This is a genomic window from Rothia sp. HMSC071C12 (genome assembly GCF_001813895.1).
In the GTDB taxonomy this organism is placed as follows: Bacteria; Actinomycetota; Actinomycetes; order Actinomycetales; family Micrococcaceae; genus Rothia; species Rothia mucilaginosa.
Genome location: NZ_KV814378.1, coordinates 344,518 through 369,975, shown reverse-complemented (window position 1 = coordinate 369,975; position 25,458 = coordinate 344,518). Strand labels below are relative to the sequence as shown.

Genomic DNA, 25,458 nt, shown 5'->3' with positions numbered 1-25,458 from the left:
CACCTATACGCCCTCTGCTGAGGTGACTATCACCCTTGAGTCACACCGGCAGAGGGCGTATAATTGTGTGGATTCTAAAGACCCCGCACGTTGCTTACGCCGAAAAATAGGCGAAGTGAAAGCCGCATCTGAGACGGCACCAACACAGCCGGGGAGAATAAACCTAAGGAGAATAGGTCGTTTATGACCACGAACGTCGCTGCCGTGAGGGTACCGACACCGAACGCAGACACCGCCGCGAATGCCCGGACTGAGGGTCGCGGCCTGCAGAACCCGGAACGCGGTTTCACCCTCACCCTCAGTAATTTTGAGGGTCCCTTTGATCTTCTACTGACCCTGATTTCGCGCCGCAAACTCGACATTACCGAGGTGGCGCTCGCAGAGGTCACCGACGAGTTCCTCGCATACCTGCACGCCCTCTACGCTGAAGGCACCGAACGTGCACTCGACGAAGCCAGCGAATTTCTGGTCACCGCCGCAACCCTGCTGGAACTCAAAACCGCACGCCTGCTCCCGCAGCATCGTGAACCCCTCGAAGAGGACGTTGCACTGCTGGAGGCACGCGACCTGCTCTTCGCCCGTCTGCTGCAATACCGCGCGTACCGTGAAGTTGCCGATATTTTTGCTGAACGCTGGGCGCAAGAATCACAGCGTTTTCCCCGTGCGGTAGCCCTCGAAGAACGATTCGCCCAGGCGCTTCCCGAGCTGGTTTTCACCGGAGGCGCTGAAGAGTTCGCCCGCATCGCCGCAGCAGCACTGAGCCGAACCCCCAAAGAACCCGAACCGGAACCCGAAGAAATCGTTGAAGAACTCAACGAGCACCTGCACGTTCCGCTCACCACCATCGCGGCTGAAGAACACTACATTCTGCACAGCCTGCTCGATACCGCGGCGCGGGAACTGAGCTTCGCCGAACTGGTTCAAGGATCCGGCGAACTAGAAATCGCGGTGGTTCGTTTTCTCGCCCTGCTCGAGCTCTACAAAGAAGGCGCCCTGCACGTGGAACAGGACGCACCACTCGGAGCCATTCGGGTACGTGCGAGCGCGAGCGCCGCACAGTTCGTGATCCGCGAAGAAACTGCAGACACCGCAGGCACTCAGGATGCGCACGAAATCAGTGAAGCACTTGAGTCATCCGAAGCGAACGAATCTGAAGCTAACACGGAACCGGTAAAGGAGGATTATGAGTAATCACGGCTCACGCTTTGACCGTGAATTCACCCCCGACGACCTTGCCATCGTGAACATGGGCTACTGGGATCCGAACGCAGACGAGGATTCGGAACAGACAGACTCGGTGCCGGTAGAGGCGGAAATCTCAAAGCCTGCTGAGGCGGACGCTGAGCCGGCTGAGTACGAGGTAGCGGCAGCTCCTCTGGATGAGGTGACCGAAGACGCTGAGGTTACCGAAGAAGCTGAGGAGGCTGAAGCCACTGAACCGGTAGAGGACTCCGATGGTTCCGACATTTCCGACAGCTCTGGGGAATCGCAGGAAACTGCATCCCGCGAGTCGAAGGAATCGGTAACGAAACCGGTAGCGAAATCGGCAAAGATTCCGGCGGGAGGCCCCTCCACCGCACCCAGTGTGGCGGTCGATGCCGAAGCCGAATTCTCCAAGGTCGAGGCAATCCCCGGCGGCGTCAAAAGCGCCATCGAAGCAATCCTAGCCGTTGCCGAAGCGCCCGTGAGCGTGCGTGAACTCTCCGCCGCGCTCATCGTCAGTGAACGAGCTGTTGAGCACTCGCTCGACCAGCTGTACCGCGAGTACAACGGCGAAGAAAGCGGCTACGGAGAAGACGAAAACCGGGTGGCGCCCGAACCGCGCGGATTCCAGCTACGGAACATCGCAGGAGGCTGGAAGCTCTACGCCCGCGACGACTTCGCCCCCTGGGTGGCACGCTTCGTGACCCGCTCCAAGAGCGCGACCCTCAGCAAACCCGCCTACGAGACGCTCGCCGTGATTGCTTACCGGCAGCCGGTGACCAGGGCGAGGGTAGCCTCCATTCGAGGCGTGAACGCGGACGCGGCAATCCGTCAGCTGCTCCAACGGCAGCTGATTCGTGAGGCGGGTCGAGAAGCCGGAAGTGGCGCGACCCTCTACGAAACCACGGAGCTGCTGCTGGCGAAGCTCGGGTTGAACTCCCTGGAGGAGCTACCGGCGCTCGCGCCCTTCCTGCCCGATGACACGGAAGCCGCAGTGCTTGCCGAGGGCAACGACTAAGACAACGAATCAATAAGACGAACGAACGTTCTGGAAAAGCCTGAAACGTTCGCACTATACGACAGAAAAGAGAAGAACACCATGGCATATGGAAACTCCTCCCGCGGCGGCCGCTCTGCATCCGGTCGCCCCCAGAACTCCCGCGGTGGCCGTCCCGGCGCTGCTCGTCCCGGTCAGGGCGGTAAGCCCGGCGCTAAGGGCGCATCCGCACGCGGCGGTCGCCCCGGCGCACCGAAGAGTGGCGCAGGCAAGGGCGGCGCAAAGGGCTTCGGCGAGAAGAAGTTCGGTGACAAGAAGTTTGGCGAGAAGAAGTTCGGCGCAGGCCGCGCAGGTCGAGGCCGCGGCACCGAACTGCCCAAGCGCGAACGCCGCGCACCGGGCCGCCCCTACCGCTCCGGCGAAGCCTTCGCAAACGAGCGCGGTGAATACCGCGTCAGCAACTACGCTGGTCCGCACCGCCCCCGCCGCCCCCGCAACGCCCCGGTAGACCACTACGAGTTCTACGACCACGACGGCGTGCGCCTGCAGAAGCTGCTGGCTCAGGCCGGTGTGGCATCCCGCCGCGTCTGCGAAGAAATGATTACCGAAGGCCGCGTCACCGTCAACGGTGAAGTCGTGACCGAGCTGGGTGTGCGCGTGGACTCCTCCAAGGTGACCGTGCAGGTGGACGGCATGACCGTTCAGACCAACGACAAGCTCGTCTACATGGCATTCAACAAGCCCGCCGGCGTGGTCTCCACCATGGAAGACCCCGAAGGTCGCCCCTGCATCTCCGACTTCCTGCGTTCCTCCATGAGTGAGCGCGTGTTCCACGTGGGCCGCCTGGACGTCGAAACCGAGGGTTTGCTGCTGCTGACCAACGATGGGGAACTGGCGAACCGCCTCACCCACCCCTCCTACGAGGTGCCCAAGACCTACCTGGTGCAGGTTCCCGGCCCGATGGAGCCCGGCGTCGGCGCAGCCATGAAGAAGGGCATTCGCCTGGAAGACGGCGTGACCCGCGTTGACGAGTTCAAGCTGGTGGACTCCACCCCCGGCCACGTGCTCGTTGAGGTGACCATCCACTCCGGTAAGAACCGCATCGTGCGCCGTCTCTTCGACGCTGTCGGCTACCCGGTTGAGCGCCTGGTCCGCGTTGAGATGGGCCCGATCCGTATCGGTTCGCAGAAGCAGGGTACCGTCCGTAACCTCTCCAAGGTTGAGATCGGTCACCTGCTCGCTTCGGTGGACATGTAATAACGCTAAGGAGTTGTCATGAGCTCGCCCGCTGAGCTTTCCGCATCTGAGCTGCCCATGGACTCAACGCTGACCGGGCCGGTGCTCATTATCGGCTCGGGTCTGCTGGGTGCCTCTATTGGTTTGGGGTTGCGTGCGGCAGGATGCGAGGACGTGTACGTCCAAGATATTTCACCCACCGCCGAGGCTGTGGCGCAGGATATCGGTGCCGGTACAAGTTTCTCCACTCTGTCGGAGGAGGAGCGCACCGCCTTCGCCCCGCAGCTGGTGGTGGTGGCTGCGCCTCCGGATAGTGCCGGTGCCGTGTGCGCTCGCGCGTTGAACACCTATGCGCCTCGACCGGAGGCGGGCTACCCCGGCGCCGTGGTGACGGATGTTGCCTCGGTGAAGGTGCAGCCGCTGGCTGATGTGCTTGCCTCGGGTGCGGATGCGTCCCGTTACGTGGGTTCGCATCCGATGGCTGGACGTGAGAAGTCTGGCCCGGTGGCTGCTCGCGGTGAGCTGTTCCAGGCGCGTCCGTGGATCATCTGCGAGCACAATTCGGTTCGCCCCGAGTGTGTGCGTCTGGTGCGTTCTGTGGCGGTGGAGCTGGGCGCGATTGTGACTTCTCTGGGCGTTGAGGAGCATGATCAGACGGTTGCCCTGATTTCTCATGTGCCGCAGGCGATGAGCTCGCTGTTGGCTTCGCGTCTGCAGGACACTCCGCTGTATGCGCTGTCCCTGGCGGGTCAGGGTTTGCGCGATACGGTGCGTATCGCGGCTTCAGACCCGACGCTGTGGGTGCAGATTTTTGCGGCGAACGCTGACCCGATTGTGCAGACTCTCTACGGTGTGCGTGATGACCTGAACCGCCTCATCGCGACGCTGGAGAACCCGACGGCTTCCGGCGCTCGCCTGGATTTGGCGCAGCTGATGAGCGAAGGCAACGCGGGCGTGAGCCGTATTCCGGGTAAGCACGGTACTGCCCCCGCCGCGTTCGCAAAGATGACGGTGCTGGTGGACGACACCCCCGGCACGCTGGCTCGTTTGCTTGCCGAGATTGGTGAGTTGGGTGCGAACCTTGAGGATTTGCGTCTGGAGCACTCGACGGGTGCCCCGGTGGGTATGGCTGAAATCTCGGTCAATCCGTCTATTCATGAGGCGCTGGTCCGCGATTTGTCGGCTCGCGGTTGGCGTGTTGTGAAGTAGAGTTAAAGCTGTATTTTCCGGCATAAAGTTTGAGACGAATTTTAAGGAGTGCTGATGCACGAGAACCCTAAACTGACGATTGCTATTGACGGTCCCTCCGGTTCCGGTAAGTCGTCTGTGTCTAAGGAAGTTGCACGCCACTTTGGCCTGGCGTACCTGGATACCGGTGCAATGTACCGTGCCGCAACCTACCGTGTGCTGGAACTTGGCATTGACCTGAACGACGCTGAGGCGATTGCGAAGGCTGTCGAGGAGATGCCCCTGGTGTTCGGTACGAACATTAAGGAAGAAGAGATTCTGATGGGCTCGACCGATATCCGTGAGGAGATTCGTAGCGAGCGCATTTCTTCGGCCGTTTCTGCTGTGGCTTCGGTTCCGGCGGTTCGTGAGCACCTGATTGGCCTGCAGCGCTGGATGATTAACCACGCTATTAACGGCATGGTCGCTGAGGGCCGCGACATCACCACCGTGGTTGCTCCCGATGCTGATGCGCGCATCCTGCTGACTGCTTCTGAAGAGGTGCGCATGGCGCGCCGCGGCCTGGAGAACGCGGAGAAGTCCGGCGCTTCGGGTGACTTGAGCAAGCAGATCGCTGAGCGTGATGCGAAGGATTCGAAGGTCAATAACTTTATGAAAGCTGCCGAGGGCGTGACCCTGGTGGACAGCTCGGATCTTGATTTTAATGCGACGGTCTCTGCAGTGATTAACGCTGTGAATGACCAGTTGAAGGCGAAGCGCGCGGGCTAGGCCCCGCCGAAACGCTGGGGGAGTGGTGCATCCGCTCCCGATAAGACGTTGAGCCGCGCTCGCGTGCTGACCCTCGGGTTGGGCGTGGGGCGGGTAGAGAAAGGAATGCGCATGGCTGAGGACGCTATCCGCGACGATTACGAAGATAAGTACCTGGGCGGTGGCGAGGACGACGTTATCGAGCGCCTCGCTGAGATTGATGATGAGACCGCTGATCAGCGTGCTCAGGCTCTTCTTGAGGGTCTTGAGGACTACGACCTGGATGAAGAGGACCGCGCCCTGCTGGGTGCTTGGGGCTTCGACATTGAGGATGAGGAAGAGCAGCTCGCTGATCCGGTAGTGGCGATTGTTGGCCGCCCGAACGTGGGTAAGTCGACCATCATTAACCGTATTCTGGGCCGCCGTGAAGCGGTGGTTGAGGATAAGCCGGGTGTGACTCGTGACCGCGTGTCCTATAAGGCTGAGTGGCTGGGTAAGAGCTTCACCCTGGTTGATACCGGTGGTTGGGAGTCTGACGCTCGCGGTATTGATGCTCAGGTTGCTGAGCAGGCTGAGATTGCTGTGGAGCAGGCCGATGTTGTGGTCCTGGTGGTGGATGCCCGCGTGGGTGTGACCGCTTCGGACGAGCAGATCGTGCGTATGCTACGCCGCGTGAAGAAGCCGATCATTCTGATTGCTAACAAGATTGACGACGCTCACCTGGAGCCGGAGATTTATAACCTCTGGTCGCTGGGTATGGGTCAGCCGTTCCCGGTGTCGGGTCTGCACGGTCGTGGCCTGGCGGATGCTCTGGACGAGATCCTTGAGGTCATGCCGGAGCACTCGCAGTTTGCTCAGCCGGAGGCGCTGGGTGGCCCGCGTCGTGTGGCTCTGGTGGGTCGCCCGAACGTGGGTAAGTCGTCGCTGCTGAATAAGCTGGCTGGTTCTGAGCGTGCCGTGGTGAATGACCTGGCTGGTACGACTCGTGACCCGATTGACGAGATTATTGAGCTGGGCGGCTACCCTTGGCGTTTTGTGGATACCGCGGGTATTCGCCGTCGCCAGCACATGGCTAAGGGTGCGGAGTTCTACTCTTCGCTGCGTACTCAGACTGCTCTGGAGCGCTCTGAGGTTGCCGTGGTGCTGTTGGATGTTTCCGAGCCGATCTCTGAGCAGGATGTGCGTATCGTGCAGACCGTGATTGATTCGGGTCGTGCGATGGTCCTGGCATTCAATAAGTGGGATACCCTCGATGAGGACCGCCGCTACATGCTTGAGCGCGAGATTGAGCGCGACCTGGCGCACGTGCAGTGGGCTCCTCGCGTGAACATTTCGGCGAAGACCGGCTGGCACAAGGACAAGCTGGTGCCCGCCCTGGAGCACTCGCTGGAGTCGTGGGATTCGCGTATTCCGACCGGTCGCCTGAACGCGTTCCTGGGCGAGATTGTTGCCGCGCATCCGCACCCGCTGCGTGGTGGTAAGCAGCCGCGTATTCTCTTCGGTACTCAGGTGTCTTCGCGTCCGCCGAAGTTCGTGCTGTTTACTACCGGTTTCTTGGATCCGGGTTACCGTCGCTTCATTATGCGTCGTCTGCGTGAGACTTTTGATTTCACGGGTACTCCGATTGAGATTTCGATGCGTGTGCGTGAGCGCCGCTCCCTGGGTGAGCGTCAGAGCGCGAAGGCTAAGAAGGGTAAGGGCGGCCGCCGCTAGTAGCGGGGTGTCTGCTTGATGCCGTGTTGCTGGGCTGGCCCCTTGCTAGGCTGGCTCTTGTTAGGTTTGGCCCCCGCGCGCTGGATTCTGTACGGAAAATCTGCAAGGAAATCCGTGAGGAAAAGATTTTTAAGATTTTTTCTAAAAATGGTGAATCTGGCTTGCGCGGGGGTTAAAAGCCCGGTATAGTTATTCGAGTGTTCAGGGGAAACCTTGAAAACAATATCGTGAATAACGAATCGGGTTGTGGCGCAGCTTGGTAGCGCACTTGACTGGGGGTCAAGGGGTCGCAGGTTCAAATCCTGTCAACCCGACAGATAAAGCTCCGGAAGGTTTTTCCTTCCGGAGCTTTTTTGTATGCCGTTTAGGGGTTTGCGGGGATTGATGGTGCGGGGCTGGGTTGTGTCGGTTTGAATGTTCCCGAGGCACTGCATGCTCTGGCAGGGCTTTGGCGGGCCCTTGTTCCCTTGTAATAGCGGGGGAGGGAGGCTGGGTAAGCCCTCAAACCGGGGTGGGCTTTAGGTTAGTGTGCAATTATGAGCTTCGATCTAAATGTTGGAATATGCCCGATTTTGTGGGTGTTCAGTGGTACATTGGGTACACAAGGAATCACGTTTTAGCGGTCAGAAATTTTAGCTTTGGCACTGAATTTCCCTTGACAAATCAAGGAATATTTAGGTTTCTGTGACTAAAACACGACTTCATACACACTGAATTTCATAGCCGCAAAACCAACATGAACCCAAGTGAAGGCATATATCCCCAGAGGATAGCGCCCATAACGCATAAAACAGCTAGGTGCACGCACCTGCAACACACGGCACACACGCCGCCACAAGCGTCGCTGGGAAGGTTTTACGGCACAACTCGATCCCGCCCCCGTGGGCGTGGAAAGGAACACAATAAACCATGTGGCAGCAAGTCTACGACCCGCTGAACTCGAGCGCACTCTCCGCACTCGTAGCAGCAGTCCCGATTATTTTCTTCCTTCTGGGCCTCACCGTCCTGAAGCTCAGCGGTATTAAATCTGCCGTTATCTCCCTCGTTCTAGCTCTCCTCATCGGTTGCGCTATCTTCGGTATGCCCGTCACTGCAGGTGCCGGCTCCATCCTCTACGGTTTCCTCTCGGGCATGTGGCCCATCGGCTGGATCGTTCTCATGGCAGTGTGGCTCTACCGCATTTCCGTGCGTTCCGGCGGCTTCGAAATCGTTCGTTCCTCCATCTCCTCCATCTCTACCGACCAGCGCATCCAGATGCTGCTGATTGCATTCTGCTTCGGCGGCTTCCTTGAAGGTGCTGCAGGCTTCGGTATCCCGATTGCTATCTGTGCTGCACTGCTCGTGTCCCTGGGCTTCAACCCGCTCAAGGCTGCAATGTTCGCTCTGATTGCTAACGTGAGCTCCGGCGCATATGGCGCTATCGGTATCCCCGTGACCACCGCAGCAACCCGCGGCGGCGTGGACCTGCACGGTCTGTCCATCGAAATGGTCCTGGTTATCCAGATCATGGCAGGCCTGATCCCCCTGGTGCTCGTCGCTATTCAGGACGGTCTGCGCGGTATCCGCGAAGTCGGTCTGGTAGCTCTCATGGTCGGCGTTATCTACTCCGGTGGCCAGTCCGTTCTGCTCGCAACCCTGGGTAACCCCGAGCTCGTTGACATCATCCCGCCGCTGCTGGCACTGGTCGCTCTGGCACTGGTCATGCAGAAGTGGCAGCCCAAGCACATCTTCCGCGAGCCCACCGCTCCCTCCCTGGAAGAAGTTCAGGCGCAGCAGAGCGTCAAGCACACCAGCGGCGAAATCCTCAAGGCTTGGAGCCCCTTCGTCTACCTGTCCGTCGTGATTCTGCTCTGGTCCACCGCTCTGAAGCCCCTCTTCGCTGCTAAGGGCGCGCTCGGCTTCACCAACATCTCCTTCCCCCTGCCCTGGCTGCACCAGAGCATCTCGCAGGCGGCACCGATTGTTGCAACCCCCAAGCCTATCGACGTGACCTACACCTGGAACATTGTGGGCGCATCCGGTACCGCAATTCTGGTGGCTACCATCATTACCATCCTGACCTCCTCCATCAGCTGGGGTGAGGCTATCGAGGAGCTCGGCGGCACCTGGAAGCAGCTGCAGACCCCGATCCTCATGATCTGCCTGGTCATGTCCGTTGCTAACGTCATGAACTACGCGGGTATGATTACCTCCATCGCACTGGCTGTTGCCGCTGTGGGTGCTATCTTCCCGCTGCTGTCCCCGATCATCGGTTGGATTGGCGTGTTCGTGACCGGCTCTGTGGTGAACAACAACATCCTCTTCGCTGGCCTGCAGGCTACCACCGCACAGCAGATTGGCGTCAGCCAGACCCTGCTGGTTGCATCTAACACCGCCGGTGGTGTGATGGCGAAGATCGTTTCCCCGCAGTCCATCGCAATTGCAGCTGCTGCTGTGAACAGCGCAGGCGAGGAATCCAAGATTACCTCCATGGCGATCAAGTACAGTGCAGCTCTGCTGGCTGTCACCTGTGTTTGGGTTTATGTCCTGTCTCTGGTCGGCCTCTAAACAGCGTGAGAACCCGATGCGTGTAACCTACCTTCTCTGAAGGTAAGGTGCCCGCGACACGGTTGAGCGAAAGCCCCTTCTACTTCGGTAGGAGGGGCTTTTGCGTGTCTGTGTTTGTGCGCTGGGGAGGAGGTTTGTGGCTAAGGAGCGCAATTATGCACATAAGTTTCATTTGTGCACACTTAAGGTCACCCTATCCTGAAGTCTCGAGGAAGACCTGTTAGCTTAGACAGATAAAGTCAAGAGCACCTAGTGAGAGGGACAGAGTCCCGCTCACCGCCGCCGCGCCCCGGTATATGGCCCCGGTATATTGCCTCGGCATATCGCCACGTCATACAACCAAACGCCCGGCAGCTAAAGACCATCACGCTTCACCGATGGACCCATCCACGACGCAAGGACTGGGGCCATCGGTTTTTATGCGGCCTAACGCTTCCATACAGCACGGGAGCCGTATCGGAAGAAGCGACCGCTAATACACACAGACCGAAAGGAACACCCGCCCCAATGTGGCAGCAAACCTACGACCCGCTGAACTCACCGGTGCTCTCCGCACTGGTCGCAGCAGTACCCATCATCCTCTTCCTGCTGGGCCTGACCGTCCTGAAACTCAGCGGCCTCAAATCAGCACTGCTGACCCTCGTCACCACCCTCATCATCGGTTGTGCCATCTTCGGCCTGCCCATCACCGCAGGTGCCGGTTCCATCCTCTCCGGCTTCCTCTCGGGCGCATGGCCCATCGGCTGGATCGTGCTCATGGCGGTGTGGCTCTACCGCATCGCCGTACGCGCCGGTAACTTCGACATCGTGCGTTCCTCCGTCTCCTCCATCTCGAATGACCAGCGCATCCAGGTGCTGCTGATCGCATTCTGCTTCGGCGGCTTCATCGAAGGCGCAGCAGGCTTCGGCATCCCGATCGCTATCTCTGCGGCACTGCTGGTATCCCTGGGCTTCAACCCCCTCAAGGCATCCATGCTGGCGTTGGTAGCTAACGCCGCGTCCGGCGCATACGGTGCTATCGGTATCCCCGTGACCACCGCAGCTAAGGTCGGCGGCCTGGACACCGCACACCTGTCCGCAGGCATGGTTCCGGTACTGCAGATCTTCGTCGCCTTCGTGCCGCTGCTGATGGTCGCGATCCAGGACGGTATGCGTGGCATCCGCGAAGTCGGCCTGGTTGCGCTCATGACCGGCGTCATCTTCTCCGGCGGTCAGGCAGCTATCCTGATGCTGCTCGGCTCTCCCGAACTGGTCGACATCATCCCGCCGCTGCTGTCCCTGGTAGCACTGGCACTCGTGATGCAGAAGTGGCAGCCCAAGCACATTTACCGCGAACCCACCGCTCCGACCCTCGAAGAAGTTCAGGCTCAGCAGAGCGTCAAGCACACCGGCGCTGAGATTGTTAAGGCGTGGAGCCCCTTCATCTTCCTCTCTGCAACCATCCTGCTCTGGTCCACCGCGCTCAAGCCCGTGTTCGCAACCACCGGTCCGCTGGGGGCTGCAACCCTGGCATTCCCCATCCCCGGCATTCACGAAGCCATCACCACCGGTGCCGGTAAGACCGTGACCGCCATCTTCTCCTGGAACACCCTGGGTGCATCCGGCACTGCAATTCTGGTGGCGGCACTCATCACCATCCTGACATCGAAGATCAGCTGGGGTGAAGCCTTCGAAGAACTCGGCGGCACCTGGAACCAGCTGAAGATGCCGATCCTCATGATCTGCCTGGTCATGTCTGTCGCAAACGTGATGAACCACGCCGGTATGACCACCTCCATCGCTCTGGCGCTCGCAGCAGCCGGCCCGGTCTTCCCGCTACTGTCCCCGATCATCGGTTGGATTGGTGTGTTCGTGACCGGCTCCGTGACGAACGCTAACGTGCTCTTCGCGGGTCTGCAGTCCACCACCGCAGCCCAGATTGCTGTTGACCCGACCCTGCTCGTGGCCGCAAACACCGCCGGTGGCGTGATGGGTAAGATCGTCTCCCCGCAGTCCATCGCAATCGCGGCGGCGGCAGTAAACAGCGCCGGTGAGGAATCGAAGATTACCTCCATGTCCATCAAGTACAGCGCTATTCTGCTGGGCCTGGTCTGCGTCTGGTCCTTCGCTCTGTCGCTCATGATGGGCTAAAGGCCGATACCGGATTCGGCGTCACCCCGCATAAGAAACCCCTCGAGGAGAACCCTGCACTTTCTCTGCAGAAGACGAATCGAGGGGTTTCACGCATATTCAGGGAAGTTTCAACAGACCGGGAAGAGGCGTAGAATTACTTCTTGTGCTTGCTCCCGCATGATTCTGCACATCACCACAGATTGTGCTCCAGAAGAAAGACCGGGCAGGTGCCTCATAGAACACCTACTACTCAAGGAGAAACAATGCAGGCGCTCGCAACGATTACTACTGTCTTTGCCTTCGTAGCAATTGCTATTCATGTCTACATCTGGATTATTGAATCCTTCCTCTGGACTAAGCCCAAGGGCCGCGAAACCTTCGGAATGACCGAAGAATTCGCCGAGTCTACCAAAGAGATGGCGGCAAACCAGGGCCTGTACAACCTGATGCTCGCCTGGATCGCCGCAACCGGTCTGCTGGCTTTCTGGTTCGGCTCCCCGCAGGTGGGCGTGGCGCTCATGTTCGCAGGCCTGGGCTCCATGGCGATTGCCGGTGTCTACCTGTTCCTCACCTCCCCGGATAAGCGCAAGCCGGCACTGATTCAGCTGACCCCGCCGCTGCTGGCGCTGATTTTCCTCTTCGTGATGATCTAACCCTGTGGCGATCTAATTCAGGGCGGAACCTCTCAACGTATAGAAGCCGCGTGCTTACTTCTACGAAGTGGCGCGCGGCTTTTCTGCGCCCTTGCACGCAAGCACGCCAAGCGTGGGGAGCTTAGGGCGAGGGGGCTTAGGTAAAGAGCCCCGAACAGCCTCGCCGATGCGAGTCCACCAGGTGCGCGTTGACCATACCGACCGCGCACATAAGCGCATAGGCGGTCACCGGACCCAAGAACACACCTCCTAGAGCTTTAAAAGATTTGGCAAGAAGCGCGGACTCGGGTGTATCGGTAGGAATATCCTCCAGGGTATGCGGCGCGATAGTCTCGTGCGGCGCGAAGGACCACAGCCACGCCGGTAGCCCGCCCGGTACACGCGTGCCGTCGGATAGGGTGCGCTCGCGCATCCGGTCCAGGTCTTCATCGCTTAGCGTACGAACTCGACGGCGGCGTGCGGCTGTCGCCTCGGTACTGTCTGCCTTAGCTGAGATGGATGCCGGAGCAATGAGGGGAAGATTAATATCCTCCGCGGATGCGTCATACGGCGTGGCGGCAAGCTCACGCATCCGAAGGGTCAGCCGCGCGTTGGAGATGACCGCGCGAATCTTCCGCTCGTTACGGATAATGTCTTCGTTTTGGAGGAGCCGCGCAACATCCTGATCGGTGAAAGCAGCCACGCGTTCGGGATCGAACCCCTCGAAAGCGCAACGAAATGCCTCACGGCGGGCAAGAATCGTGCGCCAGGAGAGGCCCACCTGAAAAGCCTCGAGGCTCAGGGCTTCGAAGAGTCCCCGCTCATCGGTGACGGGTATGCCCCATTCGGTGTCGTAGTAATCGCGCAGAAGCTCATCGGTCACCCACATGGGGTAGCTCGGGGTGTTTTCGAGGGGGTTGGCGGGAATAGTAGGTTGCGAGGTCACGGTTTCTCTTCTCTGAGATTGCTGTGCTCATCCGAGTATTTCGGAAGCATGTTCTACTTAAACACTAGCCCTAGCGTGAGTAAATCGCAAGTATATTCGATTATGTGTCGTGGTGCAGAGCAACGAAACCGAAAACAGGTACGACAGAGGGCGGAGCCCGCATCCGATGCACGCTCCGCCCTCTGATAAGTCTCAATCACCGCCGGGTGACATCGCTAGAAGAGCCGCGCCTCCCGCACCTCTTCCGGCTCCTCCAGATCGAGGAGGAACTGCTTACGTTCAACACCGCCAGCGTAGCCAGTCAAACTACCATCAGCACCAATAACGCGGTGACACGGAATCATAATAGAAACCTTATTGCGGCCGACCGCCTGACCCACCGCCTGCGCCGGAGCACCGGGGCCAACCGCACGCGAAATCTCACCGTAAGTGGTGGTGTACCCGGCAGGAACAGTCTTCAGATGCTCCCACACAATCAGCTGAAAATCGGTGCCCTCAGGATCTAGCGGCAACGTAAAAGAAGTGCGCTTGCGCTCAAAATACTCGGAGAGCTCTGCCGCAGCACGCGACAGCAGCTGTGCCGCAGCGTACTCACCGGCTGGCTCTTCACCATCTGCAACGCCGTGCTCCCGCAGATAGACATCCGGATTCTCAATCAGTCCACCAAGCTCATGGGGGAGCGGGAAGTGCGCCTGATCCTCGTACCAGATGCCGACAACCGCATCCGCGCGGGCGGCGATGTAGAGAGTGCCCACGGGGCTTGCGTAGCGCGTGTACCAGCGCGCGAGCGCTTCCGGCGGCTGCGGCGAATCGGTCGCTTTGGTCATGCTCTTCCTCGTAGGCTCGTGGGTGTGTACTGCAGATGGTGCAAGGGTAAATACCCCTTTCAACCATCATAGGGGAGGGGCGCCTCCGTACCGTACCCGTAGCGGGTTTTGTCTATAACTAACCGCTATATATGAGATGTATGCACCGCCGTTGAAACATCTTAGGACGCCCCCGTCAATTTTGCCTGAACCCCAAGAGCTGGCATTCTGTGAAGTACACACCGATACACCGCAATTCAATACTCCGGCTTCTCCACCCCGCAGCGGGTAGGGGATGGCCTGTGTTTCTCGTGCCTCAACGATGGGTTCAACGACGACTGAAATTGCAAGGAGAAACATGGAAGACCTGAAAGACCTCCGCCGGCAACTCAAAGAAAACCCAGAGAGCCGAGAGCTCAATAACCGTTACGCGCAGGCGTGCCTCGACATTGCGAAAGAATATACCGTTACGTCCCAGGGACATATCTTTATTTGCTCGCCCTCAGATTTAGAAGCCGTACGGTACGTCATGGCCAAGATCCCTAACGCTTCGCTTCTAGACGGCGAAACCTTAGAGGAACACAAACGCCTGGAGAGAGCCGTTACCCAAGCTCGTATGAATAGAGGTAAACCCGGCAGTAAGATGGGCATTTACTATGCCCTCATTCTTTTTATAGTGATGCCTATAATGGCGGTACCAATCCTTGCGCTGTGGGAACTCACCGCGGGGAGCACCTCAGACCACACCCGCGACCCGAGAGCCCTTATTTACCTGATTCCTGTCGCTCTCATTACCGTTGCGCTCATCTGGGTTGGGTGGCTTGTTGAACGAATCCCCGGTTGGAAATATAACGCTCTGATCGTCGAAAAGAACAAAAAGATAGAACTAGCCAGAGCCGAAGCTGAAGCGCGTCAAAGTACTGACCCGACCGCTGAGAAATAATCTTGAGTGCAGGGCCGGCCTCTGCCCCTGACCATAACGTAAATGTGCCGCCTCACCGGTATTGGTGAGGCGGCACATTTATGCTGTCTAGGGGATAAGAAGCTCGCTACTTAGCGGCTACTCCATCAGCGTTGCCCTCCGTGTGGTGCAGATGCGGCAGGTGAGTCGAATGCAGGTCGTGACCGAGCACATCGTGCGCATCCGGGTCCTCGTTCGGGAGCACGTGCGAGTACTTGGAGTAGTAGCGGTACAGTGCGTAGGCGCCAATCACAGTCAGTACGATAGCAACGCCCAGAGCCCACGGTACAGCTGCGGGAGAATACATGACAGAGAAGAGCACCAACAGCCAGGAGAGAGCAGCTGCAAGAACCGAAACGTTCATAGCAATAATTGCAAGCTTGCGGCGACGGACATCAACCATAATCGGTGCGGGAAACCCGCTCCCTCCTTCCAACGGAGCCTCTCTCCGTTCTCACGACCACCGGAAGGTGCCAGATGCATAACCAACCGCCATCTTCGGCGACCAGAATAGAATCAATAAGCCTATATATCTATGATACGGCGCTTGAAGTGGACATCAAAGGCAAACAAACGCTGTTAGACCAACCCCACACAACATGTAAACGGGTATCTCAACAAGGGGCATAAAACCAGTGATTTTTACAGCGAGAACTGCAACACGAAAAGCGAACCCCACTCATCGTTAATGCAGAGAACCTAGTAACAAGAGATAAAAGTCCGTCCGCCGCAGTACGTGAAGCACCGTGGCGGACGGGAACGTAAATAAAGTATCAGCGCGAACCGTCGACTCCTGTCAGGACAGCGCATGAATATGTCGCGTACGCGTCCTGTGCGGTACTGACACCTCACGAACAACACCGCGCCAGGTGACCGGCGGAAGATACCGAATTTACAAAAACCAACGGTACCCCAGCACTAATTTTTGTAGAAATTACGCCGCAATAAACGCTGAATTGAGCGTCATAAAACAGCGAAAAGCCCCGGCTGCTTCAACCCCATAGCGGGGGAGAAGCAGCCGGGGCGTCGCTAGTACGCGGGCCGTGCCGTTAGGCAACGGGTGCTGTGATTAGGCGGTCGGAACGTCCTCGTCAACCCACTCGAGGGTGCGGGAGACAGCCTTCTTCCACAGGCGGTACTGGCGGTCAACCTCTGCGGGCTCCATGGAGGGCAGCCAGCGCTTGTCCTCAGCCCAGTTGTCCACAACGTCCTGCTCGCCGCTCCAGAAACCAACAGCGATACCTGCAGCGTATGCTGCGCCCAGAGCGGTGGTCTCAACAACCTTCGGGCGGATTACGGGAACGCCGAGGATGTCAGCCTGGAACTGCATGAGGAACTCGTTAGCGGTCATGCCGCCGTCCACGCGCAACTCGGAGAGCTCAACACCGGAGTCAGCGTTCATTGCGTCCAGAACCTCGCGGGTCTGGAATGCGGTTGCTTCCAGCGCCGCACGCACGATGTGTGCACGGTTCACGTAGCGGGTCAGACCAACGATGACGCCGCGAGCGTCGGAACGCCAGTGAGGCGCGAACAGGCCGGAGAATGCGGGAACAACGTAGCAGCCGCCGGAGTCCTTGACGGAGGTGGCCAGTTCCTCAGATTCTGCAGCGTGTTCAATCATGCGCAGGTTGTCGCGCAGCCACTGGATCAGGGAGCCGCTCATTGCGACCGAGCCTTCCAGAGCGTAGACGGGTGCTGCGTCGCCAATCTTGTATGCGACGGTGGTCAGCAGACCGTTGTTGGAGAAGACGGGCTCGTTGCCGGTGTTCATGAGCATGAAGTTACCGGTACCGTAGGTGTTCTTCGCCATGCCCTTCTCGAAGCAAGCCTGACCGAAGGTTGCAGCCTGCTGATCGCCCAGGATACCCGCGATGGGGGTGCCGCTGAGCAGACCGGTTGCGCGGCCGAAGCCGTACACCTCGGAGGAGGACTTGATTTCGGGCAGCATGCTCATGGGGATGCCCATGTCTGCAGCGATCTGCGGATCCCATTCGAGGGTGCGGATGTTCATCAGCAGGGTACGGGATGCGTTGGTTACGTCGGTGACGTGAACGCCGCCGTCAACACCACCGGTCAGGTTCCAGACCAGCCAGGTGTCGGTGTTGCCGAAGAGCAGGTCGCCGCGTTCTGCGCGCTCGCGTGCGCCTTCAACGTTGTCCAGGATCCACTTGATCTTGGGGCCGGAGAAGTAGGTGGAGAGGTTCAGGCCGACGATGTCGTGGTACTTGCCAACGCCCTCTTCGCCTGCGAGCTCTTCAACGATTTCCTGGGTGCGGGTGTCCTGCCAGACGATTGCGTTGTAGACGGGCTCACCGGTGTTCTTGTCCCACACGACGGTGGTTTCACGCTGGTTGGTGATGCCGACTGCAGCGATTTCGTGGTGGTTGACTTCGCCGTTTGCCATAGCCATTGCTACGACCTTACGGACGTTCTGCCAAATTTCGGTTGCGTTGTGCTCGACCCAGCCGGCCTTGGGGAAGATCTGCTCGTGCTCGAGCTGGCCTTGAGCCACGTTCTCGCCCGCCTTGTTGAACAGGATCGCGCGGGAGCTGGTGGTGCCCTGGTCGATGGAGAGGATGTACTTGCGCTCGACGTTGAGGGTTGCGGAGTGCAGAGAAGTCGTCATTGATTTTTCCTTAGAACAAAAGAACGGGGGTATTAGAGAGGTTTAGAGGGGCAGAACTGCCGGAACGATCAGGCCTGCGAGGATAGCGCCGATGATTGGGCCAACAACCGGAACCCATGCGTAAGACCAGTTGGAACCGGTCTTACCGGGGATGGGCAGGAAGGTGTAGGCGATACGGGGGCCGAGGTCACGTGCGGGGTTGATAGCGGAACCGGTTGCGCCACCGAGGTTCATACTGATGGATACAACGACCAGGGCAACAGCCAGGGGGCCGAGCTCGCTGGGGGTCTTACCGGATGCGATGATCCAGCCAATCAGGACGAAGGTGCCGATAATCTCGGTGAGCAAGTTCCAGCCGTAGGACTTGATGGCGGGGCCGGTTGCGAAGATGCCGAGGCGGTCGCCCGGGTCCTCATCGAAGTGCTTCTTGTAAGTCAGGTAGGCTGCGGTTGCGCCGGCCATTGCGCCGAGCATCTGAGCGATGATGTACAGGGCGATGTTGCCTGCGGTTGCGGGAACACCGGTTGCCAGGTCGCGGCCTGCGGTTGCCAGGCCGACGGTCACTGCGGGGTTCAGGTGTGCACCGGAATGGAAGGAGAGGTACACGGCGGTGAACACTGCCAGACCCCATCCGAAGGTGATAACACCCCAGCCTGCGTCCTTAGCGTAGGACTTCTTGAGGGTCACTGCGGCGCATACGCCGGCACCGAGCAGAATCAGGATGAAGGTACCGAAGAACTCGGAAGCGAAGATTCCGAGGGTGGTGGGGGCGCCGGATGCATCCACGAGAGCGGAAGAGCCGGCTGCAAGTACAGTTCCTGCGGAAGCAAGAAGAGACATTGTTGCTCCTTGAAGACGAAGCGTCTGGAAGGCAAGCGAACCTTTGCTTGCATGTTCCCGTGCATCCTCACCGCACGGGCGGATCGGGGCACAACGCTGTGCTGAAATGTGTAGCGGATTGCTACGAAAAATTGATAGATGTTTTTGGATGAGAAGCAGATCGTACCAGTGGGTTAACCCTGTATTTAGCTCGCTGCTTCTTATGCAGGGGATTATCGTAAACGGTTATTTAACCTCTCGTCCACCCCTCACCGAAAATATGAGATAATCCATGCTCGGTGAGGGGTGAACGGTCGGTTCGTACCGGATAACCGGTCACGAAAGGTGCGTGGAATCTCTACGGATTAGAGCTTCACACGGGGTGCCACGGGGGTGACAGCCTCAATCTTTGCCGATGCCTCAGCGTCGGTGGAGGTGGACTCCGCCTCGCGGATAGCCTGCACGCGTGCGGCGTAGAGGTCGAGTTCCTCCTTGACCTTCTTATCGTCCCAGCCGAGCTCGGCACGCAGGATGTCGAGAATCTCGTCTGCTGCTGCCAGGCCGCGGTCGCGCTGCTCGAGGTCGAGGCGTACGCGGCGGACCAGAACGTCCTCCAGGTGCAGGGCACCTTCGTAGCGGACAGCGAAGACAACGTCTGCACGCAGGAACTGGGGTGCCTTAGCCAGGGGAGCACCGAGAGAGGGGTCAGCGTCGATGAGAGCGCCGAGGTCTTCAATCTGCGCGCCGTAACGCTCGAGCAGGTGGGTGATACGGTCCTCATCCCAGCCGTAACGCTCTGCGTAGCGTGCCCGGTTAGCGGCGATTGCGTGGTAGCCTTCAGCACCAACCAGGCCGATGGTTGCGGTTACGGAGGGGTTCTGCTTAGCCTGCTCGCCCAGTGCGAAGTCCACAGCGTCGGCAGCCATCACACGGTAGGTGGTGAGCTTGCCGCCTGCGATTGCGCTCATGCCGGGGGCAACCTCGGTCACGGTGTGCTCGCGGGAAACCTTGGTGGATGCTGCGCCGTCCTTGACCTTGGGCTGCAGCAGCGGGCGCAGGCCGGTGTAGGTGCCGATGATATCCTCGCGGGTCAGCGGGTTAGCGATCAGCTTGTTAGCCTGCATCAGCACGTAGTCGATGTCCTTGCTGGTTGCGACGGGGCGCTCGCGGTCCTCGGAGTAGGGGGTGTCGGTGGTGCCGATGATCCAGTAACGCTGCCAGGGGATGATGAAGAGAACGGACTTCTCGGTCTTGGTGAAGATACCGCTGGTTGCGTTGATGCGGTCGCGGGGAACCACGATGTGGATACCCTTGGATGCCAGAACCTCCAGGCCTGCATCGGGGTTAGCCAGGGACTCGGACTCTTCGGTCCACACGCCGGTTGCGTTGATGACGTGCTTTGCGCGTACGTTCAGGCGCTCACCGGTCTCCAGGTCTGCCAGCTCTGCGCCGATGACGCGGCCGGATGCGTCCTTGGTGAAGCCGACAACCTGGGTGCGGGATGCAGCCAGTGCGCCGTAGCCTGCAGCGGTGCGGACGACGTCGATGACGAGGCGTGCGTCGTCAACGCGTGCGTCGTAGAACTGGATTGCGCCGCTGAATGCGGAGTCCTTGATGTCGGGGAAGACGGTCTTGGTGCCGGTCTTGGTGAAGTGACGCTGGGAGGGGACGCCCTTGTTGCCGCGGGAACCGAGGAATGCGAGGGTGTCGTACATGCCGATGCCGATTGCGGAGTATGCGCGCTCGATGACGGGCATCTTCAGGGGCCACAGGAAGGGCTGTGCGTGCACCAGGTGGGGTGCGATCTTGTTCAGCAGCAGGCCGCGCTCGGTCAGTGCTTCGGTCACGAGCTTGAAGTCGAGGTTGTAGAGGTAGCGCAGGCCGCCGTGAACGAGCTTGGAGGACCATGCGCTGGTGCCTGCAGCCCAGTCGCCTGCTTCGACGATACCGGTGCGCAGACCGCGGGTTGCTGCGTCGAGGGCAATGCCTGCACCGGTGATGCCGCCGCCGACGACCAAGATGTCGAGTTCTTCGTTGACCATGCTCTTGAGCGCCTTGGCGCGGGACTCGGCGGTCAGCTGAGACTGCTGTGCAATGTGCTGGGAGCTCATGTACTGCTCTTTCCTGTATTGCCGCTTGTGCGGCGTGGGGGTTTCATCTTGCATTTAGTAAAACCCAATGGTGAAATAATAACCAAGCAGTATGAACGGATTTTCACTGGGGGTCTGTGGCAGATGAACGAACGCGCTAACCATACCTATGAGGCAGCGCAGCTGTACTACATCCACAACATGACGATGGATGCTATCGCGGCTCGTCTGGGGGTCTCTCGAGCCACTGTGTCACGTCTGCTTAAAAGTGCTCGTGAAAGCGGCATGGTGCAGATCCGTCTAGATGATTCCTTCCGTGCCCGCAGCGAGCTTGAGCGCCGCATCGGTGAGCGCTATAAGGTGCGCGTTACCCTCGTGAATGTCCGTTCGGATGCCACCCCGATTGCTCGCATGAGCCAGGTATCCCGCACCGCAGCGGCGCTACTTGATTCCCTGATTGATAACGGCACGAGCCTGGGTGTGGCGTGGGGTTCAACGATGACTGAGATTTCTCGTCATCTGCCGCGTCGTCCTCTGAAAGGCGTGACTGTCGTGCAGATGAACGGCGCCGGTAACGCTCACCATTCCGGTATTCCGTACCTGGGTTCTCTGCTGGGGCAGCTGGTGAGCGCTTACGATGCGCAGACGATTCACTTCCCGGTTCCCGCGTTCTTTGACTATGCGGACACCAAGACCGCCATGTGGCGTGAGCGTAGCGTGCAGAAGAATCTGCATGCCCAGCAGAATGTTGACCTCGCTATTTTTGGTGTGGGCGCTTTTGGTGGACCTATCCCTTCTCACGTGTATTCGGGTGGCTATTTTGAGGCGCAGGAGCAGCGTCAGCTGCGTGAGCTGGGCGTTGTGGGGGATATGTGTACGATTCTTCTGCGTGAGGACGGCTCCTGGGCTGATTTGGAGCTGAATAAGCGTGCATCCGGTCCGACTCCGAAGGAGCTGGCTCGTATTCCGCGCCGTATTTGCGTCGCGTCCGGTACTCACCGTGTGCGTGCTTTGCGTGGTGCGTTGCGTACGGGTGCGATTACTGACTTGGTTCTTGATGATGCTCTGGCAAAGGCGCTCATGGAGAAGTAGCTAAAAATAATCGCCGCGGGCATGAGGTTCGCGGGTATAAGGTCCGTGGCTATGGGCTAATAGGGGCACTTTGAATCTGAAAGGGTAGTGCTGAGAGCTTTCTGGGTGATGCTCTCAAGCGCCGCCTGAAGGATGTTTCAAGGTGCCCTTTAGTGTCGTCAAAAACTGCTTTCTGATCCTACAATGTGAAACGTTTGCGCATGTGAAAGCGCATATTAGTGCACTCCTTTGAAGGTGTGCGCCACTCACCGTTAGAAAGAATCAACCATGACCCCCACCTATAACGCCCAGGCGAATCCGCACCTGGGCGCACCCGGCATTACCACCATGCACGGTGATGCCCAGTCTTCCGATGCTACTCCTCTTGCCGGTCCCGGCGCAGGCAATTGGAAGATTACCGGCACGAAGCTCGGCGGCGCCTGCCCGACAATCCTTGCCGGACGCGACGGCTTCATTCAGGTGCTCTGCACCCAGGTCTTCGCCCACGGCGAGTTCATCACCCCGAAGCTCTCTATCCTTGACCCGCATACCGGCCGCGAGCTCTCCCACCTGGACATCCCGAAGGGCGCACTGCTCGGTGGCGTGTACGCCTACCTTGACGCGCAGGACCGAATGGTTCTGGTGGATGGCTCTCAGTGCCTGTTGCGCCTCTCCCACTCTGCTGACGGTCGCAGCATCCGAGTTGATGAGCGTATTGACCTGAGCCGCATGCTCGCCCAGAGCGCTAACGATGCTGTGGTTGGTCTGGTACCCGACTGGTCCGGGCGCATTTGGGTTGCGACGAAGAACGGCTACATTGCGGTGATTGATTCTGCCCGCGGCACGATTCGCTCGATGCGCCTGAATAAGGCGTCGATTGCGGGTGAACGTATCGATAACTCGATTTCGGCGTGCCCGCAGGGCGTGAGCGTGGTGACTTCCCACGCTATTTATATGCTGAACGCAACCGCAACCGGCGCGCCCACCCTCAAGTGGTGGCATGCGTACGACCGAGGTAGCGCCCGCAAGCCCGGTAAGCTCGCGTGGGGTTCCGGCGCCTCCCCGACGTTCTTTGGCCCGAACGGTTCAGATTACGTGATGCTGACCGATAACTCTGATATTCAGGAATCGGTCATTGTGTACCGCACCGATAACGGTGCGAAGGTCGGTAGCGCCGGCTTGTTTACTGCCGGTACCTCTGGCACTGAGAACTCCATGATCGGTGTGGGTAACACGATGGTCGGTGCAAGCACCTACGGCTACCCCTACCCGAAGTACCCTGAGGGTGCCGGCCCGTCGGTTCCTGCGAATGCGCTTTTTGCTCCCGGTATGGAGCGTTGGGATATTACCGACCGCGGTCTGCGTAAGATCTGGGACCGTAAGGACGTGTACTCTTCGGCTGTTCCTCGCTATTCCACCGCTGACGGTCTAATTTACACCTGTGAGCGTCGCCGCGGCCCGGCTGGTTTGGCGAATGGCGCTTACGCCTGGGCTGTCGCGCTGGACATGGAAACCGGTAAGACGATGCACGAACAGCGCCTGCCTCAGCATGTGAGCCTGCTGCTTGGCGGTGGTGACACCCTGCAGATGGTGGGCACGATTGACCGTTACGGCACCTGGTGGCAGGGCACGATTAGCGGCGTGTACCGTATCGCGAAGGCTTAGGGGAGTAGAAAATGACTAAGAATAATCTGATGAACGCTTCTCGCCGTACCGCGTTGAAGGTTGCGGGCGCTTCGGCTGCCCTGGTGGCTGGCGGCGTGAGCGCTGCGGAGGCGGCAACTCGTTCGGGCGGTAAGCGCGCTCGCATGACCCCTGTGACCCAGCGCCCTGGCGGACAGCGTGGCGGGCAGCGCGGTCAGCACGGCGGTGGACAGCACAGTGGTGGACAGAACGGTGGCGCGGCGAGTTCTGCGCTGGTGCAGGTTCCGATGCGCTATAACGAGTCGTGCATCCGCCTGGAGTTGAAGGCTGCTAACGGTGTGCAGGCTGTGCCTTTGCAGAGTCAGCCGGCGCGTACTGTTGCTTTCCGGAATCTGCCGACTCGCCTGAGCATTATTAATGAGGGCAATTCGACGCTGCCGGTGGGTACTCGCCTGATGGTGCGTGCTCGCGCGCAGGATCCGAAGACTGGTTTGTTGTTGAATCCTGCGGTGACTCTTCGTGCTGCCTCGGGTCAGGCGGTGCTGCCTTCGGGCGGTCTGGGTGCTTCGGCTTTGGTGGCTCCTGTGGATGCTCTGAATCTTGATGCGGTGCGCCGTAGCGAGCAGACCGGTCAAGCTGGTGCCGGTAGCGAGAATGTTCTGGAGTTGCGCACTGCTATTCCTCGCGGTCACCGCTTGGATGTTCAGCTGAATTATCAGGTGGCTTCGGGTGTTGCCGGTTCTGCATTGAAGCAGGTTCATGTGAGCGCTGTGCTGGATATGGCGGCGGCTGGTTTGTCCTCTTCGTTCTACGAAGTGCAGAGCCCGGCTGTGGTTGCTTCGCTGAACTAGCAGTTGAGCTGGCCCTTGTGAAAAATGGCCTAGTGAAGGATGGGCGCGGCGGGGGAGTGGCTCCGTTGTGTGTTTTTATACCTTATATATAGGCGCCTGTTCAAAAAGGTATGTTGAAAGGTCGGAGTCGTTCCTGGGAACGGCCCCGACCTTTGCATTGTCTAGTCTGCTGGCGTGGCTGGCAGTTAATTTTTCTTATGCGGTTTCGCTCCTGTCGTGTTCGCCGAATGCAACCTGCACCGCGTGGTGCAGTGCTTCGCGCACCATGGCGATGGCGGGGTTGGCGGCGGACTCTCGGCGTACGGCGGTAAAGATTTTGCGGCAGGGCTTGCCGGGTAGCTCGACGATGCGTAGCCCCTCGGTGGTGGAGAGGGAGGAGAGGATGAAGCCGGGCACGATGGTGACGGCGAATCCTGCTTTGACGAGGTTGGAGTTCGTAATCATGTCATTGGCGCTGTAACGGATGACCGGCTCGAATTCTGCGGTGCGGCACTGGTTGAGCGCCCAGCTGCGGGAGGTGTTCTGTTCCATTTCGAGAACCCAGGGCAGTGCGTGCGCCTCCTCGATTGAGGTGATGGTGGAGGTGCTGGGCACAATCAGGCTGAGCGGGTCTTCGGTGAGTAGTTCGGAGTGCAGTTCGGGGTATTCGGGGATGTGGTGGTGCGGGTAGGCTTCGGAGAGCACCATGTCGTATTCGCGGCTTCGAGTCAGGGAGGTTCCGGTTTCGGGGTCGATTTGCAGTACCTGCAGGGTGAGTGAGGGTGCGTGTTCGGCAAGGTAGCTGAGGGTTTCCGGTAGCAGTGCGAAGGCCGCGGACTGGAAGATGGCGAGGCGGACCATGCCTGCGGGTTCGCCGGTGAGGTTGGCGACGGAGGTTTGCATGCGGTCGAGTTCGCGCAGGATGCTGCGGGCGCTGTCGACGATGATGAGTCCGGCGCTGGTGAGCTGTACGCGCCTGCCGATGCGCTGCAGAAGCGGGGTGCCGGTTTCTTTTTCGAGGGTGGCAATCTGCTGGGAGACGGCGGAGGGGGTGAGGCTGAGCGCTTCTGCGGCAGCGATGACGGTGCCGCGTTCTTGGATTTCGAGGAGCATTTGCATGCGTCGGATGTCGTAGATTGACATGTGTTTCCTCCCTGGCGCGCCCGGTTGTTCTGCAGATTGTGCCTCTGAGTTCTTCCGTGGTGCGTCTCTCATCGTGGACTCTTGTCTATGGTACCGCGTGGGCTTCCGGCTGGCTCTTTTTGAGACGCCTGAAGTGGGGTGCCGGCA

20 protein-coding genes and 1 tRNA gene are annotated in these 25,458 nt (G+C 59.3%); 14 read left to right on the top strand and 7 right to left on the bottom strand.

What is annotated here, in order from left to right; translation table 11 throughout:
- Positions 1-183 precede the first annotated feature (183 nt).
- The 10 genes from HMPREF2942_RS09175 (at position 184) to HMPREF2942_RS09130 (ending at position 12,396) form a co-directional block, all read left to right on the top strand.
- Positions 184-1,191, top strand: a complete 1,008-nt coding sequence (locus tag HMPREF2942_RS09175) for a segregation and condensation protein A (RefSeq protein WP_070688926.1) — start codon at positions 184-186, stop codon at positions 1,189-1,191.
- Positions 1,184-2,221, top strand: coding sequence for an SMC-Scp complex subunit ScpB (gene scpB / locus HMPREF2942_RS09300; RefSeq protein WP_083313481.1), 1,038 nt, complete (start codon positions 1,184-1,186; stop codon positions 2,219-2,221). Before HMPREF2942_RS09175 ends, scpB begins: the two co-directional genes overlap by 8 nt.
- 81 nt (positions 2,222-2,302) lie before the next feature.
- Positions 2,303-3,457 (top strand): pseudouridine synthase, encoded by a 1,155-nt coding sequence (locus HMPREF2942_RS09165; RefSeq protein WP_049340802.1) that lies wholly within the window; start codon positions 2,303-2,305, stop codon positions 3,455-3,457.
- Positions 3,458-3,475: 18 nt separating this feature from the next.
- Positions 3,476-4,645 carry a prephenate dehydrogenase gene (locus tag HMPREF2942_RS09160; protein ID WP_049337512.1) on the top strand — a complete coding sequence of 390 codons (1,170 nt, stop codon included), beginning with the start codon at positions 3,476-3,478 and terminating at the stop codon, positions 4,643-4,645.
- Positions 4,646-4,699: 54 nt separating this feature from the next.
- A complete protein-coding gene (cmk, locus tag HMPREF2942_RS09470) occupies positions 4,700-5,392 on the top strand; it encodes a (d)CMP kinase (protein WP_049337513.1) in 693 nt (230 codons plus the stop codon).
- Positions 5,393-5,503: 111 nt separating this feature from the next.
- The gene (der, locus tag HMPREF2942_RS09150; protein ID WP_049353025.1) at positions 5,504-7,084 is read left to right on the top strand and encodes a ribosome biogenesis GTPase Der; all 1,581 of its coding nucleotides are present in this window, start codon (positions 5,504-5,506) and stop codon (positions 7,082-7,084) included.
- 240 nt (positions 7,085-7,324) lie between these two features.
- Positions 7,325-7,398, top strand: a tRNA-Pro gene (locus HMPREF2942_RS09145).
- A gap of 595 nt (positions 7,399-7,993) precedes the next feature.
- Positions 7,994-9,631: an L-lactate permease gene (locus HMPREF2942_RS09140; RefSeq protein ID WP_070688925.1), complete on the top strand. Its 1,638-nt coding sequence runs from the start codon at positions 7,994-7,996 to the stop codon at positions 9,629-9,631.
- 507 nt (positions 9,632-10,138) lie between these two features.
- Positions 10,139-11,761, top strand: a complete 1,623-nt coding sequence (locus HMPREF2942_RS09135; RefSeq protein ID WP_070688924.1) for an L-lactate permease — start codon at positions 10,139-10,141, stop codon at positions 11,759-11,761.
- Positions 11,762-12,006: 245 nt separating this feature from the next.
- Positions 12,007-12,396 carry a DUF1304 domain-containing protein gene (locus tag HMPREF2942_RS09130; protein WP_049340790.1) on the top strand — a complete coding sequence of 130 codons (390 nt, stop codon included), beginning with the start codon at positions 12,007-12,009 and terminating at the stop codon, positions 12,394-12,396.
- A 136-nt stretch (positions 12,397-12,532) separates the two neighbouring features.
- Here the strand turns inward: HMPREF2942_RS09130 and HMPREF2942_RS09125 are convergent, their stop codons facing one another.
- Entirely contained in the window at positions 12,533-13,321 is a 789-nt protein-coding gene (locus HMPREF2942_RS09125) for a DNA-3-methyladenine glycosylase I (RefSeq protein WP_070688923.1), read from the bottom strand.
- Positions 13,322-13,536: 215 nt separating this feature from the next.
- A complete protein-coding gene (locus tag HMPREF2942_RS09120; RefSeq protein WP_070688922.1) occupies positions 13,537-14,148 on the bottom strand; it encodes a methylated-DNA--[protein]-cysteine S-methyltransferase in 612 nt (203 codons plus the stop codon).
- Positions 14,149-14,485: 337 nt separating this feature from the next.
- On the opposite strand from HMPREF2942_RS09120, the gene HMPREF2942_RS09115 reads away from it, so the two are divergent.
- Positions 14,486-15,070 (top strand): hypothetical protein, encoded by a 585-nt coding sequence (locus HMPREF2942_RS09115; RefSeq protein ID WP_070688921.1) that lies wholly within the window; start codon positions 14,486-14,488, stop codon positions 15,068-15,070.
- Positions 15,071-15,176: 106 nt separating this feature from the next.
- On the opposite strand, the gene HMPREF2942_RS09110 is transcribed toward HMPREF2942_RS09115, so the two are convergent.
- The 4 genes from HMPREF2942_RS09110 to HMPREF2942_RS09095 form a co-directional block, all read right to left on the bottom strand.
- Entirely contained in the window at positions 15,177-15,491 is a 315-nt protein-coding gene (locus tag HMPREF2942_RS09110) for an N-acyl-D-glutamate deacylase (RefSeq protein ID WP_239662207.1), read from the bottom strand.
- A gap of 666 nt (positions 15,492-16,157) precedes the next feature.
- The gene (glpK, locus tag HMPREF2942_RS09105) at positions 16,158-17,714 is read right to left on the bottom strand and encodes a glycerol kinase GlpK (protein ID WP_070688920.1); all 1,557 of its coding nucleotides are present in this window, start codon (positions 17,712-17,714) and stop codon (positions 16,158-16,160) included.
- A 42-nt stretch (positions 17,715-17,756) separates the two neighbouring features.
- Positions 17,757-18,554, bottom strand: a complete 798-nt coding sequence (locus HMPREF2942_RS09100; protein WP_070688919.1) for an MIP/aquaporin family protein — start codon at positions 18,552-18,554, stop codon at positions 17,757-17,759.
- 344 nt (positions 18,555-18,898) lie between these two features.
- Complete coding sequence (locus HMPREF2942_RS09095; RefSeq protein WP_070688918.1) at positions 18,899-20,644, bottom strand: glycerol-3-phosphate dehydrogenase/oxidase; 1,746 nt, start codon at positions 20,642-20,644, stop codon at positions 18,899-18,901.
- A gap of 123 nt (positions 20,645-20,767) precedes the next feature.
- Here HMPREF2942_RS09095 and HMPREF2942_RS09090 point away from each other — a divergent pair, with 123 nt between their 5' ends.
- From HMPREF2942_RS09090 to HMPREF2942_RS09080, 3 genes are all read left to right on the top strand, one after another.
- Positions 20,768-21,715, top strand: coding sequence for a sugar-binding transcriptional regulator (locus HMPREF2942_RS09090; RefSeq protein WP_049337529.1), 948 nt, complete (start codon positions 20,768-20,770; stop codon positions 21,713-21,715).
- A 267-nt stretch (positions 21,716-21,982) separates the two neighbouring features.
- Positions 21,983-23,359 (top strand): 6-pyruvoyl tetrahydrobiopterin synthase, encoded by a 1,377-nt coding sequence (locus tag HMPREF2942_RS09085; protein WP_070688917.1) that lies wholly within the window; start codon positions 21,983-21,985, stop codon positions 23,357-23,359.
- A gap of 11 nt (positions 23,360-23,370) precedes the next feature.
- Positions 23,371-24,189: a transcriptional initiation protein Tat gene (locus tag HMPREF2942_RS09080; protein WP_070688916.1), complete on the top strand. Its 819-nt coding sequence runs from the start codon at positions 23,371-23,373 to the stop codon at positions 24,187-24,189.
- 195 nt (positions 24,190-24,384) lie between these two features.
- Here HMPREF2942_RS09080 and HMPREF2942_RS09075 read toward each other — a convergent pair whose 3' ends face one another.
- Positions 24,385-25,311 carry a LysR family transcriptional regulator gene (locus tag HMPREF2942_RS09075; RefSeq protein ID WP_070688915.1) on the bottom strand — a complete coding sequence of 309 codons (927 nt, stop codon included), beginning with the start codon at positions 25,309-25,311 and terminating at the stop codon, positions 24,385-24,387.
- Positions 25,312-25,458: the final 147 nt, after the last annotated feature.

What these genes read in the sequence shown, in the direction of transcription:
- HMPREF2942_RS09100 (WP_070688919.1), bottom strand. Translation starts at nt 18,554, where the DNA reads ATGTCTCTTCTTGCTTCCGCAGGAACTGTACTTGCAGCCGGCTCTTCC.
- HMPREF2942_RS09080 (WP_070688916.1), top strand. Translation starts at nt 23,371, where the DNA reads ATGACTAAGAATAATCTGATGAACGCTTCTCGCCGTACCGCGTTGAAG.
- der (WP_049353025.1), top strand. Translation starts at nt 5,504, where the DNA reads ATGGCTGAGGACGCTATCCGCGACGATTACGAAGATAAGTACCTGGGC.
- HMPREF2942_RS09165 (WP_049340802.1), top strand. Translation starts at nt 2,303, where the DNA reads ATGGCATATGGAAACTCCTCCCGCGGCGGCCGCTCTGCATCCGGTCGC.
- HMPREF2942_RS09075 (WP_070688915.1), bottom strand. Translation starts at nt 25,311, where the DNA reads ATGTCAATCTACGACATCCGACGCATGCAAATGCTCCTCGAAATCCAA.
- scpB (WP_083313481.1), top strand. Translation starts at nt 1,184, where the DNA reads ATGAGTAATCACGGCTCACGCTTTGACCGTGAATTCACCCCCGACGAC.
- HMPREF2942_RS09160 (WP_049337512.1), top strand. Translation starts at nt 3,476, where the DNA reads ATGAGCTCGCCCGCTGAGCTTTCCGCATCTGAGCTGCCCATGGACTCA.
- HMPREF2942_RS09175 (WP_070688926.1), top strand. Translation starts at nt 184, where the DNA reads ATGACCACGAACGTCGCTGCCGTGAGGGTACCGACACCGAACGCAGAC.
- cmk (WP_049337513.1), top strand. Translation starts at nt 4,700, where the DNA reads ATGCACGAGAACCCTAAACTGACGATTGCTATTGACGGTCCCTCCGGT.
- HMPREF2942_RS09110 (WP_239662207.1), bottom strand. Translation starts at nt 15,491, where the DNA reads ATGGTTGATGTCCGTCGCCGCAAGCTTGCAATTATTGCTATGAACGTT.
- HMPREF2942_RS09135 (WP_070688924.1), top strand. Translation starts at nt 10,139, where the DNA reads ATGTGGCAGCAAACCTACGACCCGCTGAACTCACCGGTGCTCTCCGCA.
- HMPREF2942_RS09140 (WP_070688925.1), top strand. Translation starts at nt 7,994, where the DNA reads ATGTGGCAGCAAGTCTACGACCCGCTGAACTCGAGCGCACTCTCCGCA.
- HMPREF2942_RS09095 (WP_070688918.1), bottom strand. Translation starts at nt 20,644, where the DNA reads ATGAGCTCCCAGCACATTGCACAGCAGTCTCAGCTGACCGCCGAGTCC.
- glpK (WP_070688920.1), bottom strand. Translation starts at nt 17,714, where the DNA reads ATGACGACTTCTCTGCACTCCGCAACCCTCAACGTCGAGCGCAAGTAC.
- HMPREF2942_RS09115 (WP_070688921.1), top strand. Translation starts at nt 14,486, where the DNA reads ATGGAAGACCTGAAAGACCTCCGCCGGCAACTCAAAGAAAACCCAGAG.
- HMPREF2942_RS09120 (WP_070688922.1), bottom strand. Translation starts at nt 14,148, where the DNA reads ATGACCAAAGCGACCGATTCGCCGCAGCCGCCGGAAGCGCTCGCGCGC.
- HMPREF2942_RS09090 (WP_049337529.1), top strand. Translation starts at nt 20,768, where the DNA reads ATGAACGAACGCGCTAACCATACCTATGAGGCAGCGCAGCTGTACTAC.
- HMPREF2942_RS09130 (WP_049340790.1), top strand. Translation starts at nt 12,007, where the DNA reads ATGCAGGCGCTCGCAACGATTACTACTGTCTTTGCCTTCGTAGCAATT.
- HMPREF2942_RS09085 (WP_070688917.1), top strand. Translation starts at nt 21,983, where the DNA reads ATGACCCCCACCTATAACGCCCAGGCGAATCCGCACCTGGGCGCACCC.